This is a genomic window from Mycobacterium sp. NGS68 (assembly GCF_059812195.1).
The window spans coordinates 119727-134589 of record NZ_JCALCE010000010.1 but is presented as its reverse complement, the minus strand read 5'-3'; the positions used below and the strand labels follow the sequence as shown (position 1 = coordinate 134589).

12 protein-coding genes are annotated in these 14863 nt (G+C 65.5%); 8 read left to right on the top strand and 4 right to left on the bottom strand.

Annotated elements, in window-relative coordinates; genetic code table 11:
- The first annotated feature begins 5 nt into the window (after positions 1-5).
- From AC5Y5V_RS13570 to AC5Y5V_RS13540, 7 genes are all read left to right on the top strand, one after another.
- A complete protein-coding gene (locus AC5Y5V_RS13570) occupies positions 6-395 on the top strand; it encodes a DUF7882 family protein (RefSeq protein ID WP_499935701.1) in 390 nt (129 codons plus the stop codon).
- Between the two features lie 50 nt (positions 396-445).
- Positions 446-1801, top strand: coding sequence for a WS/DGAT/MGAT family O-acyltransferase (locus AC5Y5V_RS13565; RefSeq protein ID WP_499935697.1), 1356 nt, complete (start codon positions 446-448; stop codon positions 1799-1801).
- A 45-nt stretch (positions 1802-1846) separates the two neighbouring features.
- A complete protein-coding gene (locus AC5Y5V_RS13560) occupies positions 1847-2854 on the top strand; it encodes a glycoside hydrolase family 6 protein (protein WP_499935694.1) in 1008 nt (335 codons plus the stop codon).
- Between the two features lie 170 nt (positions 2855-3024).
- Complete coding sequence (locus AC5Y5V_RS13555) at positions 3025-6204, top strand: AAA family ATPase (protein WP_499935691.1); 3180 nt, start codon at positions 3025-3027, stop codon at positions 6202-6204.
- 62 nt (positions 6205-6266) lie between these two features.
- Complete coding sequence (locus tag AC5Y5V_RS13550; protein ID WP_499935877.1) at positions 6267-7853, top strand: pyruvate, phosphate dikinase; 1587 nt, start codon at positions 6267-6269, stop codon at positions 7851-7853.
- On the top strand, positions 7846-8454 hold the full coding sequence (locus AC5Y5V_RS13545; RefSeq protein WP_499935687.1) for a winged helix DNA-binding protein: 609 nt from the start codon (positions 7846-7848) through the stop codon (positions 8452-8454). Before AC5Y5V_RS13550 ends, AC5Y5V_RS13545 begins: the two co-directional genes overlap by 8 nt.
- 61 nt (positions 8455-8515) lie before the next feature.
- Positions 8516-9151: a TetR/AcrR family transcriptional regulator gene (locus AC5Y5V_RS13540; protein ID WP_499935684.1), complete on the top strand. Its 636-nt coding sequence runs from the start codon at positions 8516-8518 to the stop codon at positions 9149-9151.
- An 8-nt stretch (positions 9152-9159) separates the two neighbouring features.
- Here AC5Y5V_RS13540 and AC5Y5V_RS13535 read toward each other — a convergent pair whose 3' ends face one another.
- The 3 genes from AC5Y5V_RS13535 to AC5Y5V_RS13525 all read right to left on the bottom strand — a co-directional run bounded on the left by AC5Y5V_RS13535 (position 9160) and on the right by AC5Y5V_RS13525 (position 12693).
- A complete protein-coding gene (locus AC5Y5V_RS13535; RefSeq protein WP_499935682.1) occupies positions 9160-10215 on the bottom strand; it encodes a hypothetical protein in 1056 nt (351 codons plus the stop codon).
- 523 nt (positions 10216-10738) lie between these two features.
- Positions 10739-11653 carry an alpha/beta hydrolase gene (locus tag AC5Y5V_RS13530; RefSeq protein WP_499935680.1) on the bottom strand — a complete coding sequence of 305 codons (915 nt, stop codon included), beginning with the start codon at positions 11651-11653 and terminating at the stop codon, positions 10739-10741.
- 425 nt (positions 11654-12078) lie between these two features.
- Positions 12079-12693 (bottom strand): TetR/AcrR family transcriptional regulator, encoded by a 615-nt coding sequence (locus AC5Y5V_RS13525; RefSeq protein WP_499935677.1) that lies wholly within the window; start codon positions 12691-12693, stop codon positions 12079-12081.
- 187 nt (positions 12694-12880) lie between these two features.
- Between AC5Y5V_RS13525 and AC5Y5V_RS13520 the strand changes: the two genes are divergently transcribed.
- Positions 12881-13447 (top strand): nuclear transport factor 2 family protein, encoded by a 567-nt coding sequence (locus AC5Y5V_RS13520; RefSeq protein WP_499935673.1) that lies wholly within the window; start codon positions 12881-12883, stop codon positions 13445-13447.
- A 158-nt stretch (positions 13448-13605) separates the two neighbouring features.
- On the opposite strand, the gene AC5Y5V_RS13515 is transcribed toward AC5Y5V_RS13520, so the two are convergent.
- Positions 13606-14634 carry a hypothetical protein gene (locus tag AC5Y5V_RS13515; protein ID WP_499935669.1) on the bottom strand — a complete coding sequence of 343 codons (1029 nt, stop codon included), beginning with the start codon at positions 14632-14634 and terminating at the stop codon, positions 13606-13608.
- Positions 14635-14863 lie beyond the last annotated feature (229 nt).

The window sequence follows — 14863 nt, the reverse complement described above, 5'->3', positions numbered from 1 at the left end:
AACATATGGCGGTTCTGCTCTACGGACCGAGTCAGGTCCGGCTCTCGTTCGGCGACGAGAACCACTTCCTGGCCCATCTGCACGCCGCGACGCGGCGCCGGTTTGCCGATGGCCGCGGGTACTTCCTGACCATCGCCGGCCACAACGATTCCGGACAAGAGGTCTGCATCTCCTACTGGATTCATCCCACGATTCCGCTGCTGTTCTGCTACGAGACCCAGGACCCGGCCACCGGCGAGCCACCGCGAACGGTCGAGGTCAGCGACGAGGACGTCGAAACGCTGGTCACCGTCATGGACCGGCCGATAGGCGTGCTGTGGGGATTTTCCGCGGAGCAGGGGCGATACCTGCCCTTCACCGACAGCGAGAGCCCCTCACCCGTCGGCGAGAGCTGAATCAGGCACCGATTTGCTGCGCTTGGCCGCGGGCGCGGTCTAATGAATACATGGAACTGATGGTGCCGACCGACTCGCTGTACCTGATTGCCGAATCACGCGAGCACCCGATGCACGTGGGCGCCCTGTCGTTGTTCACGCCGCCGGAGGGCGCGGGACCGGACTTCGTCCGCAACTTCGCCGACGCACTGGTTGCCGACGACCAAGTCCAGCCCACCTTCCGCAAGCGCCCCGCCAGGATCGTCGCCGGATCCGACCTGCTCGCCTGGACCCACGACGACGAGATCGACATCGACTACCACGTCCGGCACCTGGCGCTGCCGGCACCGGGCCGGCTGCTCGACCTCTTCGAGCTGACCTCGCGCCTGCACACCAACCTGCTCGACCGCCATCGTCCGCTGTGGGACGCGTACGTGATCGAAGGGCTGGACGACGGCCGGTTTGCCCTGTACATCAGGGTGCACCATTCGCTGATCGACGGCGCCGCGGCGGCCAAGCTGCTCGAACGCGCGATGTCGGTCGACCCGAGCGACACCGAGGTGCGGGCGTTGTGGAGCGTGCCCCAACTCGAGCGGCCGGCCCCGCAGAACTCGTCCCTGCTCGGTTCGCTGACCAAGTTCGCGGGAGCCGTTGCGGGCCTGCCCTCCTCGACGTTGAAGCTGGCCCGCGGGGCGCTGGTCGAGCAGCAACTGACCCTGCCCTTCCGGGCGCCGCGCACGATGTTCAACGTGAAGATCAGCGGCGCCCGGCGGTTCGCCGCCGAGTCGTGGTCACTGGACCGGATCCTGCGGGTCAAGAAGGCCGCCGGGGTGAGCTTCAACGACGCGGTACTGGCGATGTGTGCCGGCGCGCTGCGCTACTACCTGCTCGAACAGGATGCCCTGCCGGACGCGCCGCTGATCGCGCTGGTTCCGGTGAGCCTGCGCCCGGCGGCCGACGACGGCAGCGGCGGCAACAAGGTCGGTGCCATCCTGTGCAATCTGGCCACCGAGGTCGAGGACCCCGCGGAACGGCTCGACATCATCAGCGCCGCCATGCGGGGCAACAAGGACGTCCTCGCCGAGCTGCCGCGCGCACAGGTGGTCGCGTTGTCGGCGATGAGCATCGTTCCGCTCGGCTTCTCGGATGTGCCGGGTTTCGTGTCGTCGACGCCGCCGCCGTTCAACCTCGTCATCTCGAATGTGCCGGGACCGGCCGAGCAGATGTACTACGGCGGCGCGCGCATGGACGGCAGCTACCCGCTGTCTCACATCACCCACGGGCAGGCGCTCAACATCACTTTCATCAACAACGCGGGCAAACTCGATTTCGGTGTGGTGGCGTGCCAGCAGGTCCCGCACGTGCAGCGACTGCTCGGGCACCTGGAGACCTCGCTAACGGATCTGGAACGCGCCGTCGGTGCCTGACGCCGACGATTGGCGCTCGATGCTCCGGTTCGCTAATTTCCTGGGGTGATGTTCTCAGCTGCTGGTGCAGTCGCGCGCTGGATCGCCCCATTCCTCACGGTCGTGGCCCTTGCCGGGCTCGGCCTTCTCGCCGCCCCGGCGCACGTCGGGCCCGCCCGGGCTGTGCGCCTGGCCGCCGGCGACGGCAACCCGCTGGCCGCCATGCCCTTCTACGTCAATCCCGCCTCGGCGGCCATGCGCGCCTCGCAGCATGCCAATCCGCCGAGCCCCGAGCTGAACACCATCGCCAATACGCCGCAGGCGTACTGGATCGTCCCGGGTTCGTCGGCGGCCACGGTCGCGAAGTACACCGGCGACGCGGCGGCCGCCGGCGCCCTGCCGGTGTTCACGCTCTACGGAATTCCGCACCGCGACTGCGGCAGCTACGCCGCGGGCGGGTTCGGGTCGGGCGCGGAATACCGCGGCTGGATCGACGGCATCGCGGCTCAGCTGGGCTCTTCACCGGCGGCGGTCATCGTCGAACCCGACGCGCTCGCCATGGCCGACTGCCTGTCGGGTGATCAGCGCCAGGAGCGCTTCGACCTGATCCGCTACGCCGTCGACACCCTGACGCACGATCCGGCCGCCGCCGTGTACGTCGACGCCGGTCACCTGCGCTGGCACAGCCCCGAGGACATGGCCGGCAGGCTCAACCAGGCCGGTATCGGCCACGCGCGCGGTTTCAGCGTCAACACCGCGAACTTCTATACGACCGATGACGAAATCGGTTACGGCGAAGCGATTTCGGGGCTTACGGGCGGCGCGCACTACGTGGTCGACACGTCCCGCAACGGCGCCGGGCCGGCGCCCGACCCCGACCACAACTGGTGCAACCCCGGCGGCCGCGCACTGGGTGCTCCCCCGACGGCGGCCACCGCCGGCGCGCACGCGGACGCCTACCTGTGGATCAAGCGTCCCGGCGAATCCGACGGGTCATGCGGCAAGGGGGACCCGCCGGCGGGCACTTTCGTGGACCAGTACGCCATCGACCTGGCCCGCAAGGGCGGCCAGTAGCGGCGGGTTCGGCCTTCCCCGAGCTGGGGCAGCGCACCCGTCGCCACCGCGATCACAACGTCCAGTGCGGCGGCATTGACGTGGACGTTCGGGTAGGCATCCGCGCCGAACACCGAGTCAGTTCTCGACGTCCACGACCCGCCGGGCGTGCACGATGACACAATGTCGGCGTGAGCGACGCTCATGGTTTGGTGTGCAGGTCGTGCGGGGCGGAACTCTCGTCGAGCGCGAAGTTCTGCAGCGAGTGCGGCGCCGCCGTCGCGGCAGTCCCGAGTCCGGCCGAATACAAACAAGTGACCGTGCTGTTCGCCGACGTGGTGCGCTCGATGGACATCGCCGCCGCACTGGACGTCGAGCGCTTTCGCGACATCATTACGGAGTTGGTGGAGCGGACGGCGGCGGTAGTGCGCCGCTACAACGGCACGGTGGAGTACTACGGCGACGGCGTGATGGGACTGTTCGGCGCCCCAGTTGCCTTGGAAGATCACGCTTTTCGCGCTTGCCTTGCCGCCACGGCCATCCACGACGAGGCCAGTCGGTTGACGCGCGAGGTGGCACGCAGCGATGGCGTGACGTTGCGATTGCGGGTGGGCCTGAATTCAGGCCGGGTGATCGCCGGTGAGATCGCTTCGGGGTCACCGAGGTACACGGCGACCGGCGAGGCGGTCGGGTTCGCGGAACGGATGCAGTCAGTGGCGCCGCCCGGCGGGGTGATGCTGTCGGAGCCGACGGCACGGCTGGTCGAGAACGCCGTGACGCTGGCCGAGCCGGAGTGGGTGCACATCAAGGGCGCCGACGAGCCGGTGCGCGCGTACCGGCTGCTGGCGACCAGCCCGCCGGACGGGCCGGTAGGCAGGGCCGAGGCGAGCCTGGTCGGTCGGGGCTGGGAGATGGCGGCGCTCGACGCCATGGTGGACCGCGCGATCGGCGGCCGCGGTGGTGTCGTCACGGTGATCGGCCCGCCGGGCATTGGCAAGAGCCGGGTGGCCCGCGAGGCCGCGGCATTGGCTGCCGGTCGCGGGGTCGAGGTCGTCTGGGCCTTCTGCGAATCGCACGCCCACGACGTTTCCTTCGGCGTCATCGCGGGCCTGCTGCGAACCGGCTGCGGGGTGGCGGACCTCGACGGCGCAGCCGCCCGCACACGGTTGCGGGCCTTGGTGCCTTCCGATGCCGACCCGGAGGATCTGCTGCTGCTCGATGACCTGCTCGGTGTCGCCGATCCCGAGATACCGCTGCCCCCGATCAACCCCGATGCGCGACGGCGTCGGCTCGCCGCACTGATCAACACCGTGTCGCTGGCGCGCACCGCACCGGCGCTCTATGTCGTCGAGGACGCGCATTGGATCGACGCGGTCAGCGAATCGATGCTGGCCGAATTGCTGACGGTGATTCCGCGCACCAAGGTGATGGTGCTGATCACCGCCCGTCCCGAGTACGCGGGAACGCTGACGCACACGCCCGGGTCCCAGACGATAGCCCTCGCCGCACTGGGCGGTTCGGACACCGCAGCCCTGATATGCGAGCTGCTGGGTCCGGACCCGTCGGTCGGCGAGCTGGCGACGATCATCGCCGAGCGCGCCGCGGGAAATCCGTTTTTCGCCGAGGAGATGGTGCGCGAGTTGGTGCAGCGCGGCGTACTGACCGGCCAGCACGGCGACTACGCGTGCGATACGAACGTGGCCGACGTCAGCGTGCCGGCCACCGTGCAGGCGGCCATCGAGGCGCGCATCGACCGGCTGCCCACACCGGCCAAGCGGACGCTGAACGCGGCCTCTGTGATCGGGGCGCGCTTCGACGCGGGCCTGCTGGCCGCGCTGGGGATCGATACGGGTTTCGACGAGCTGCTCGCCGCCGAGCTGATCGATCAGGTGAGGTCCATCCCGAGCCCCGAATACGCCTTCCGTCATCCGCTGATCCGCGCGGTGGCCTACGAATCACAGCTGAAGTCCGATCGCGCCGAATGGCACCGACGCCTGGCCGCCGCAATACAAGACTCGGCGCCGGGATCCGTGGACGAGAATGGAGCGCTGATCGCCGAGCATCTCGAGTCGGCGGGCGAACTGGTCGCGGCGTACGGGTGGCACATGCGCGCCGCCACCTGGTCGACCAACCGTGACCTCACCGCTGCCCGTGTCAGCTGGGAACGGGCACGCCTGATCGCCGACGCATTGCCCGCCGACGACGCCGACCACTTGTCGATGCGCATCGCTCCGCGCACCATGCTGTGCGCCACCGACTGGCAGGGCCGGCCAATACAGGAAAGCCAGGGCCGCTTCGCGGAGTTGCGGCAACTGTGCACCGCGGCCGGGGATAACGTCTCGCTGGCCATCGGGATGACCAGGCTGGCCACCGAGCTCCTCTACGCAAGGTCCCGCGATGGTTCCCGGTTGGCATCCGAACAGATGGCATTGCTGGCGTCGATCGGCGACCCCGATCTGACGATCGGGCTGGCATTCATCGCGTTTGCGAACTGGTTCAATACCGGCGAGTTCGACGAGATCTTGCGGTGGTCGCAGACCATCGTCGACCTGGCCGCGGGCGACGCCACCAAGGGCGCCGGCTTCGGAATGGGGTCGCCGGTGGCAATCGCGGTGGGTTTTCGCGGCATCGCACGGTGGTGGCTGGGCCGCCCCGGCTGGCGACAGGATCTCGACGACGCCGTCGCGATGGCCCGGGACAATGACCCGTCAACCCTCGGCGTCGTCATCCCCTGGACCTACGGATTGGCGATTCGCTACGGGGTCCTGCGCGCCGACGATTCCGTGCTGCGCACGATCGAAGAGGCGGTGCAGGCTGCCCTGCGGGCCAGCAGCGACATCGCGGTGCTCTTCACCGAATACACGTTGGGCGTCGCCTTGTTGTGTCGGGACACCGAAGCGGACCGTCGCCGCGGTCTTGAGCTCGCGACGCAAGCCCTCGAGTGGCAGCACGCGCGGATGCCGTCCCTGGTGCCGACCAACACGGTGGTGATCAACCATGAGAGGGCCAAGCACGGCGACCGTGACGCCGCTATTGTGGCCATGCGCCACGCCTGCGATGAGCTCGCCGAAGACGGGCGGGTCGGTTACGGAGTTTGGGGCACCGGCCTGCTGGTGGAGACGCTGCTTGAGCGTCGCACCGAAAGCGACCTGGTCCAAGCCCGCGCGGCAATCAACCGTTTGGTGAAGGTGTCTCCAGATTCGGCCATAGCCGAGATCACGCTGTTGCGGCTGCGCGCGCTGCTGGCCCGCGCCTGCAGCGACGATGTCGCCTACCGGGATTCGGTGAGTCGCTATCGCGCGCTGGCGGAATCGCTTGGCTTCGAAGGACATATCGTCTGGGCCGCGGCGATGGACAATGGTCGCAAGTGAGAAGCTCGCTGTCGCCTGCGGGCCGAAATTCGAGGGAGGGGCCGATGATCCGCACCGCGCCAGTGGTTCGGCTGTCGGGTGAAACCGCGCTTCCTCGTGAGTTGCTGGGCAACAAGGGCTACGGCATCGACGTCATGCGCCGTCATGGGCTGCCCGTGCCATCGGCGTTTTGTATCACCACCGAGGTGTGCCAACTGTATTTCGCGGACCCCGAACACACCATCGGCGCGATCTGGAATGACGTTCTGTCGGGCCTGCGGTGGCTGGAAAACGAGGCCGGGCGCACGTTCGGGGCCGGCCCACGTCCACTGCTGGTCAGTGTGCGCAGCGGTGCGGCACAGTCGATGCCGGGCATGCTGGACACGGTATTGAACGTGGGCATCGACGACGCGGTTCACGACGCCCTGGCGCGCAATTTCACCCGTGGCTTTGCCAACGACACCCGCGAGCGCCTCTGCGGTCTGTATCGCCGCATCGTGGCCGCCGATGTGCCCGACGACCCGTACGCTCAGCTGCGGGGTTCGATCGAGGCCGTCTTCCGATCGTGGAATTCGCCGAGGGCCCAGGCCTATCGGCGCCACCACGGCCTCGATGACACAGGCGGCACCGCGGTCGTGGTGCAAACCATGGTGTTCGGCAACGTGGATCCAGCCGACTCGGGAACCGGGGTTGTGTTCTCCCGCAACACAATTACCGGCGCCGACGAACCGTTCGGGGAGTGGCTCGCCGGCGGGCAGGGTGAGGACGTCGTCTCCGGCGCGGCGGACTGCGAACCGCTCAGTGCGCTGCGCGCAATCCACCCTGGCGTGTACGACGAACTGCTCAGGGCCACAGCGACGCTGGAGCGGCTCGGCCGCGACGTGCAGGACATCGAGTTCACCGTCGAAAACGGCCGGTTGTGGCTGCTACAGACCCGTACCGCCAAACGCTCAGCGCAGGCCGCTGTCCGGCTGGCCCTCAAGCTGCACGACGAGGGCCTCATCGAGGCCGCCGACGCCCTGCGTCGCGTCACGCCCGCTCACGTGGAAACCCTGTTGCTGCCGTCGCTGCAGCCCGAAACACGGTTGAACGCAGCGCTGCTCGCCAAGGGACTGCCCGCCTGCCCCGGTGTCGCATCGGGGCGGGCCTACTGCGACGTCGATGCGGCGCTCGACGCCGCCGACAACGGCGAAGACGTCATCCTGGTCCGCCCCGCCACCAGTCCTGACGACGTCGCCGCCATGCTCGCGGCACGCGCGATCGTCACCGAAGTGGGCGGTGCGACCTCGCACGCGGCGGTCGTGAGCCGCGAGATTGCCCGTCCTGCGGTCGTCGGCTGCGGCGTAGGGGTCACTACCGCCCTGAACGGCACGCTGATCACCGTCGACGGTACCGAAGGCGAAGTCCGCCAAGGCGCCTTGGAGCTGCGCGCCTGGTCGTTGACCGACTCGCCCGACCTCAAGCGACTGGCCGACCTGGCGCGGCAGGTCAGCCCGTTGCGCGCCCACCTCGACGGGGAATACCCTCGGCTGCCTGACAATTCCAATGCCGCCGTGCAGGATGCCGTGACCGCCGGTCACACCGACGTCGTCTCCGCTAATCCACTGCTGACCATGCTGGCCGCACTGCGGTTGTGCGGCGCCGCGGACGAGGGAGCCACCCGTGCTTGAGTTGAAAGTGCTTCAAGCCGTGCGGCTCAAGGGCAGAGTCGCCCCTGCAGATCTCGCCGCAACGATCGACGAGGACCAAGCGGCAATCTCTGAAACCGTTGATTCGCTGTGTGATTCAGGCCTACTGGTGACGGGCAAGTCGGCGGTGCGCCTGTCGGCAGCGGGCCGTGAGCGGCTCGCCGCGTTGCTCGCTGAAGAACGGTCCTCCGCGGACGCCGCCGTCATCGCGGCCGGCCACGACCAATTCCGTAGCGTCAATGCGGAATTCAAGGCATTGGTGGCGGACTGGCAACTCAAGGACGGCGAGCCCAACGACCACCGGGACACCGAATACGACGGCCGGGTGCTACGGCGGCTGGACGACGTACACGCCAAGGTGATGCCGATCATCGCCACCGTCGCGGGCCAGCTTCCCCGACTTGGTTTCTACGGCGACAAATTGGACAGGTCCTACGAGAAGGTCCGTAGCGGCGAGACGGGTTGGCTGACTCGGCCGCTCGTCGACTCCTATCACACCGTGTGGTTCGAGCTGCACGAAGAACTGATCGTCGCAGCGGGACTCACCCGCGAAGGCGAAGCGGCGGCCGGCCACGCGCAATAGCCGCAGCGCATAACCGCAAATCGCTCTTCTGCCGCGGGGTATGTGATGGCACACTCTACTAATGGCTCCTACGGCAGGTCGCCGACCGGGTCGTCCACCCGCAGCAAAGGCCGACGAGACGCGAATGCGAATTCTGCACGCGGCTCGTGAAGTATTCAGCGAGTGCGGCTACGACGGTGCGACGTTTCAAGCCATTGCCGTGCGAGCCGATCTGACCCGCCCGGCGATCAATCATTACTTCTCCAGCAAACGGGCGTTGTACCGCGCAGTAGCGGACCACGCCACTGGGCTTTTCATCGTCGCGGGCATCGAGCGGGCGCGCGCCGAAAACGGCACGGTTGACCGATTGGGGACCTTCATCGCGGCCGGCAGGGAGGCCGAGCTGGAAAACTCGTCGATGTACGCATTTTTGGTCGCCTCGGTGATGGAGGCACAACGCCATCCGGAGTTGGCCCGGCCCGGAAGTGATCCGGTGGAAATGAGTCGCGAATTCCTGACCTCGAGCGCCAACGACGCGATCGAACGCGGTGAGCTCCCCGCCGATGCCGACGTCCCCGCATTGGTCGAGGCATTTCTGGTCGTGCTTTGTGGCGTGGGACTCTATGCCGGCTATCTGCGCGGCGACCGGCCGATGGAGACGATTACCGCGGCGCTGCAGCAGCTGCTCGGTGGCCAGCTCTGGCGCAAAGACACCTGAGCAGCACTTCAAATACGTTCTTTGCCTTCAGTATTCGTTACCAGACCGAGTTTCTCAGTCAACGCAAGCCAGTCCGCCGCCGATACCACATAGGCAGGGGGTTCATCGCTCACGGGCACATCACCGCCCCACGTAAATCGCCGCTTCGGCCCGGTGAAATCGCGACATCCGACACTAAGTGGCTGCTGCGCGCCCGGAACGGTCAGAGTGACGGTGGGCATCGTTGAAAAATACTCTCCCCCAACATCGCTCATAAGATAGCCGGAATGGTAGGTGGCCGGAGCCGCGATCACCTGCGACAGCGGGGCCGAGCTAATCGGCGCGCCGTTGTTCGCGTCGATCACGCGGATCATGTCGGCGTCGACGTCGACAAACAGCTGCGGTTGCCAAAGTGTTTGCGTCAGGCGCTGTTTCTTCGCGAACGCGAACGGACCCATCTGTCCGGTCAATAGTGAGTTGGGATACATCACACACCGAACCGCTTCCCCGGCCGGGGGTCCGCCCGCGGAGCGGCCGCCACAGGAGAGAAGCGCGTCGAAGTCAGCCTGCCACAACCAGCCGTCGACCAGCGCCACGGGCGGCGCGTCCAAAGGTGTCACCGGACCGACCCGACACTCCCGCCCGCCCAGAAGAAAGCGGTGACGGCCCCGCTGCAGGTGCAGGGCCACCCCGTGGTTTACCCACAGGCCCAGCGATGCGTCGACCAGGGAATAGGTTTCACCGCGCCGCCGGTCGATGACGAGCTGATCACCGGTGAAGATAATCGGATACTTGCGGCGCCATCGCCACAGGAAGTTGGCGCCGATGGCCAGTCCCAAGAGCGCCGGCAGCGCCAGCCAGCCGTAGGCGATCACCCGCCCTGGGACATGCGGCAAAAGGTGGACGCCGAACGTCGGTCCGGCAATCTCCAGCACGAAGAGCAACACAATCGCCCAAAAAACCATCTGTATGTATAGGGCGCCTCGCTTCCCGGCTGCGACAGCCCATTTCGGCGAAAAGATCGAGCAGGACGCCACAAACTGGCGCGACAACGCATCGGTGGTGTTGGGCTGCCGGACCGTCATGTCAGGGGGTCCCCGAACACATGAAGGGAAACCCGCACGGCGGCTTATTCGTCGCCTCGGGCGGTGGCGGGTCAGGTCCGTCCCAAACCGAGGGCCCAACGTTTCCGTGCCCCCAAAGGACGCTCCACCACGTGTGGCAGTGACTCATGTCCCATTCGGTGCCTGGTGGAGGCGATCCGCGCCCGGTCCTTGTGTGTATGGCACCGTCCATCGGATCTCCTGGGCACCATGTCCACGGGCCACCGGCCAACGGGGGGTGTATCGGCTGCGCGTCAGCGATGCCTGCGCCCGGGCCTAGACCGGTGGCCGCGATGCTGCCTGACAACAGCGCCCCAGCGATAAGCAACCTCGTTGTGTAGCTAGGTGACATGGCCTCGCGCCTTTCGTGGACGCTGTGAATTGCACTCGACTCAATACCCAGCAGTGTGCGCCGGCCGCCAGCCACGTTCCATAAGGCGTTTTACCTATTTCATCGACGACGCGGGTTTCATTCGGTCATCGACCAAGGGAGTCCCTGCCTCAGTCACCGCCGGGTGGCGGTCAGGACTTGATCGACGATACGAGCGTAGGAGCGCCGGGTCGCCTCCAACGCATCGCTCATGATGTTGTAGCCGTGGTCTACATCAGGGACTTCGTAGTACTCGATCAGCGCGCCAGCCTCGTCGAGCTTCTCTGCGTACCGGCGGCCTTCGTCGCGCAGCCGATCCTGCTCGGCGGTGATGATCAGCGCCGGTGCGATGCCGTCGAGTCGGTCCGCGTTTGTCCCCCATGCCGGCGAAGCCAAGGGATCGCGCCGCTTCATCGGGTCGGGGATGTACGCGGTATCGAATACCTCTCCCATCCACGGCTTCATGATCGCGCGGTCACCCACGGTCGATTTCTTATCCCGGGTCGGGGTCACCAGATCCAGCGGCGCGTAGTGCAACATCTGGAGCGCAATCGCCGGACCGCCGTTGGCTAACGCCATCCGAGCCGCTGCGGCGCTCAGGTTGCCACCTGCACTCTGACCGCCGACACACAACCTGCCGCCGTCCCACTCTCGCTCGGGATTCGCCGCCCAACAGACAATATCGTAAATCTGTTGCGGCGCAGCGGGAAATCGATATCGCGGTGCCAGTACGTAGTCGGGATTGAGCACCACCACACCCGCCTGAGTGGCCAGATATCGACACCACGGGTCGTCCTGTTCGGGATGGCCGACGACGAAGCCACCGCCGTGCACATTGACGTACACGGCCGCACCGGATAGATCACCGTTCGACGTTGGCGGGTGGTAGACGGTCGCACACACCTGGCCGTGGCGTGTCGGAATGCGTTGACTCGCCATCCGACAGGACAGCTCGGAAAAACTGACAGATGACTTGGCGGCAGGTTTGATCGCAGCGGCGACTGCACGCGCGACCGCGTCCGCTACCAAGGGACGGGAAAGAATCGACATCAGACCCATTCAATTTCAGTGAGCGTGCAGCGTCTCACGCCGTCGGCGACCGGCGCAAGCCGGAACGTCGGCGTCCCAGTCGTAGCGGACGCTTGCTACGAGGTGGGGGTGGTGCTCAGATCGCGGCCCAGCCATGGGCGCACACGTGCACGACAAAATGCCTCCTGCTGCATCGGCGTGCTGGGCAATGTAGCGCTCGAACGCGGGCGCGGCGAAGCTAATTGCGTTGCACAGCTCGAGAGATCGGAGTTTGCCGACTGCCACAGATACGGCGCCGAACCCTCGGCGAATCCGACCGGCGGTTTGCGGATCTTAAGCGCGCTCATCTCGGGCTGGTGGGTGAATGTCGATCGGAGATCGACACACCGCGATGCGACAATCTTGATTTCCGTCTCATACAGCAGACCCGAGGTGTCGTTGCCCCATCAAGGGCGGCGCCGCGCTCCGCGCTCAGGGAGCTGCTCGCACTGCGGTTTGATCAACGGAAAGACCGCGTAGCGTTTGAGCATCGCGAGGCGGTGCTCGCGGGGATGCGCCGCGAACGCGGGCGCCAATAGGCCCAGCAGGATGCCCATCAGCCACTCGACCGCGTCGTGAAGGTCGACGTCCTCACGCAGGTGCCGGGAATCAACATACTCGTACAGCAGTGTCTGAATCAGCGGAGAGATCGCTGCGCCCATAGCCGCAAGCCCGCCGCCAATCCGCGCGAGTGGGTATGAGCCGTCACCGTCATTTTGCAGTGCTTTGAACCAACTTTCAGAGCGCAGCGCGTCGGCGAATAGGAGCATGCCCTGTGCGATGCGCTCGGTCGGATCGGAGATGCCTTCGATCTGGTGGGCTACGATCCCCGCCATCACCGTGGTTCTGGCGACAATCACCTCGCGCACCAGTTCGTCCTTATCGGCGGCGTAACGGTAGAGCGTGGCCCGTGAGCATCGTGCACGTTCGGCGATCTCGTCGACGCGCACACCCAAGGGCCCGCGCTGCTCGATCAGTTCGGCAGTGGCAGCGATCAACCGCGCGCGTAAATCGTCTGGCATGTCGGTCCTCCATCCGCCACGGACCTGCATCTTCGGGTCTCACGGTAACAGACAGAAATTGGATTCTTTGACGGATAGAGATATCTATGAAACGATCCTGTGAAACGTCTCAGCGCCGCGGCTGTCTCAAGGCCGTTGAGGCGGGTCTCCTCCGTCAATGTCGAAACGAGGATAAGAGGTAACTGGCATGGCATTTGACCGCGAAGATTTCGACGCCTTCTGGCAAGACTGGCTTGAGATCAACCGTGAGGCGCAGCGCTTAGGGGACTGGGGCATCATGGCCGACTTTTATGAGCCCGACGCGACCTATGGCTACACCTATTCAGCCGAGGACCAGTACATGAACGTGGGCCGCGAAGAGATTCGAGCCGGAGTCCTCGGGTTGGAAATGCTGGGATTTCAAGGATGGATCTACCCCTATCAGGCGGTGATCTTCGACGATCGATCTGGCCAAGCGTTCGGATTTTGGAGGCAGTTGACGACGTTCAATGCGCCGAACGGCCGACCGTACGAGATCAAGGGTCTGGGTGGGAGCTGGTTTCAGTACAGCGGCAACCGCAGCTGGTCGTGGCAACGCGATATGTTTGACGTCGGCGTCGCTACTACCGCGATGCTTGAGGTACTGCGAGACGGCAACAACTCTCCGCAACTCGACGAGCGAATGAAACTCATTGCTGAGGGCAGCATGCCGGGGCACTCCACTTTCGACGAGATGCGCGCGCCGCTTTGGCCGGTACCACTTATATCGGAATGACGACGACCGGCGAGTAGGCCAGCTGTTGTCGTACAAGCATGTCTCAAGGCTGCAACGTAGTCGGCCGGGGACTCATTTACCGTCAACTCGCTCACCCCGCAGGCCGCTCCCGTCGAATACGCCCGCGCTCAGTGCAATGACGGCGAGCGTGAACCCACTCAGTTCGAGTGCTGCGCGCGTTGCGCTTTCGCCGCGACGGAGTCGCCGGCTTCGGAATGCTGTTGGGACCACACGGGGAAGGTCGCCAGGGCGGTGACACCGATCAATCCGACGGTCTGCACGACCATGTATGCGGTGATCCCGTGCTCATGCACCGCGTCGGCAATGACCATCGCCCCGAACGTTCCGACATAGGCGACAACGACGCCGAGGGTCACGCCCTCGATGCGCCGCGACGGGGGGCGCGCGGAGCGCAACGCCGTCACCGTCACGACCAGATAACCAGCCACCAGCACCGCCAGCACCGGCCAGTCCCGCCCGATCGTGGCCTTTGCCAGGAGAAGCGGCGCGAACAACGCGCGCCCCAGAACTTGCACAGCGACGGCCACTAAGGGGGCCCACAGCCCCAGCGCCTTTGCCGTCGACCAGCGCTGCGCTGATGCGGGACCGTCGATGTGAGTACGCGCTCGGAGCACAAGATAGAAAAACAGTGTGCCCCAAGTCATCTGCCAGTACATGTCCACGAGCGGCCAATCCAAGAAAAACTGCAGCATCGGATTGCCATGCCACATGAACCACCGAACATTGCTGAGTCCGCCCTGAATCACATATGGCGCCTCCTGACAGACCAGGAAAAAGCCACCGGCAACGGCGGCCTTCCACCGCGTGGCGATGCCCAGTCCCTCGACCACTTTGAAGCCCGTCATAAGAATCACCGGGTAGTAGATGCTGACGTAGAGCGGCATTGCAGTGGTGCCCTCGAACAGCGGGATGACCGGGAAGTTCAGCATCACGGTGAACTGCCCTTGGGTGTAGAAGTTGAATGTCGCCATCCCGATCAGTTCCAGCGACATGCCGTAGATCAGCGAGGCCACCATCACGAACGCGTAGATGCGGTTATTGCGGCGGAACTGGACGATCGAATACCACGCGAATCCCACGAACAGTCCCAGATCCAACGCGTCCACCGCGTTGGTTTGCCAGCCTAGGTGCAGAGGATTGTTGAAAATGAGCAGGCTGGTCGACATCGATAGTCCTTCACCGCGGGCAATCTTCTGATCCAGTCAGACACTATGTCAGATCTGTATGCCCATGACAAGTGCGCCTCCGTAGGTCGATGCCGTCGGAGCGAAATAGGTTTCTATACACAGTTTTACGTGGGATTAGAGGCAGCGGGAGTCCGCGTCCGATGTCACCGGACTGGCGCGCATGGCCATACGCTCAGCGGCCAAGGTATAGGTATCGACCTGGAAAGTG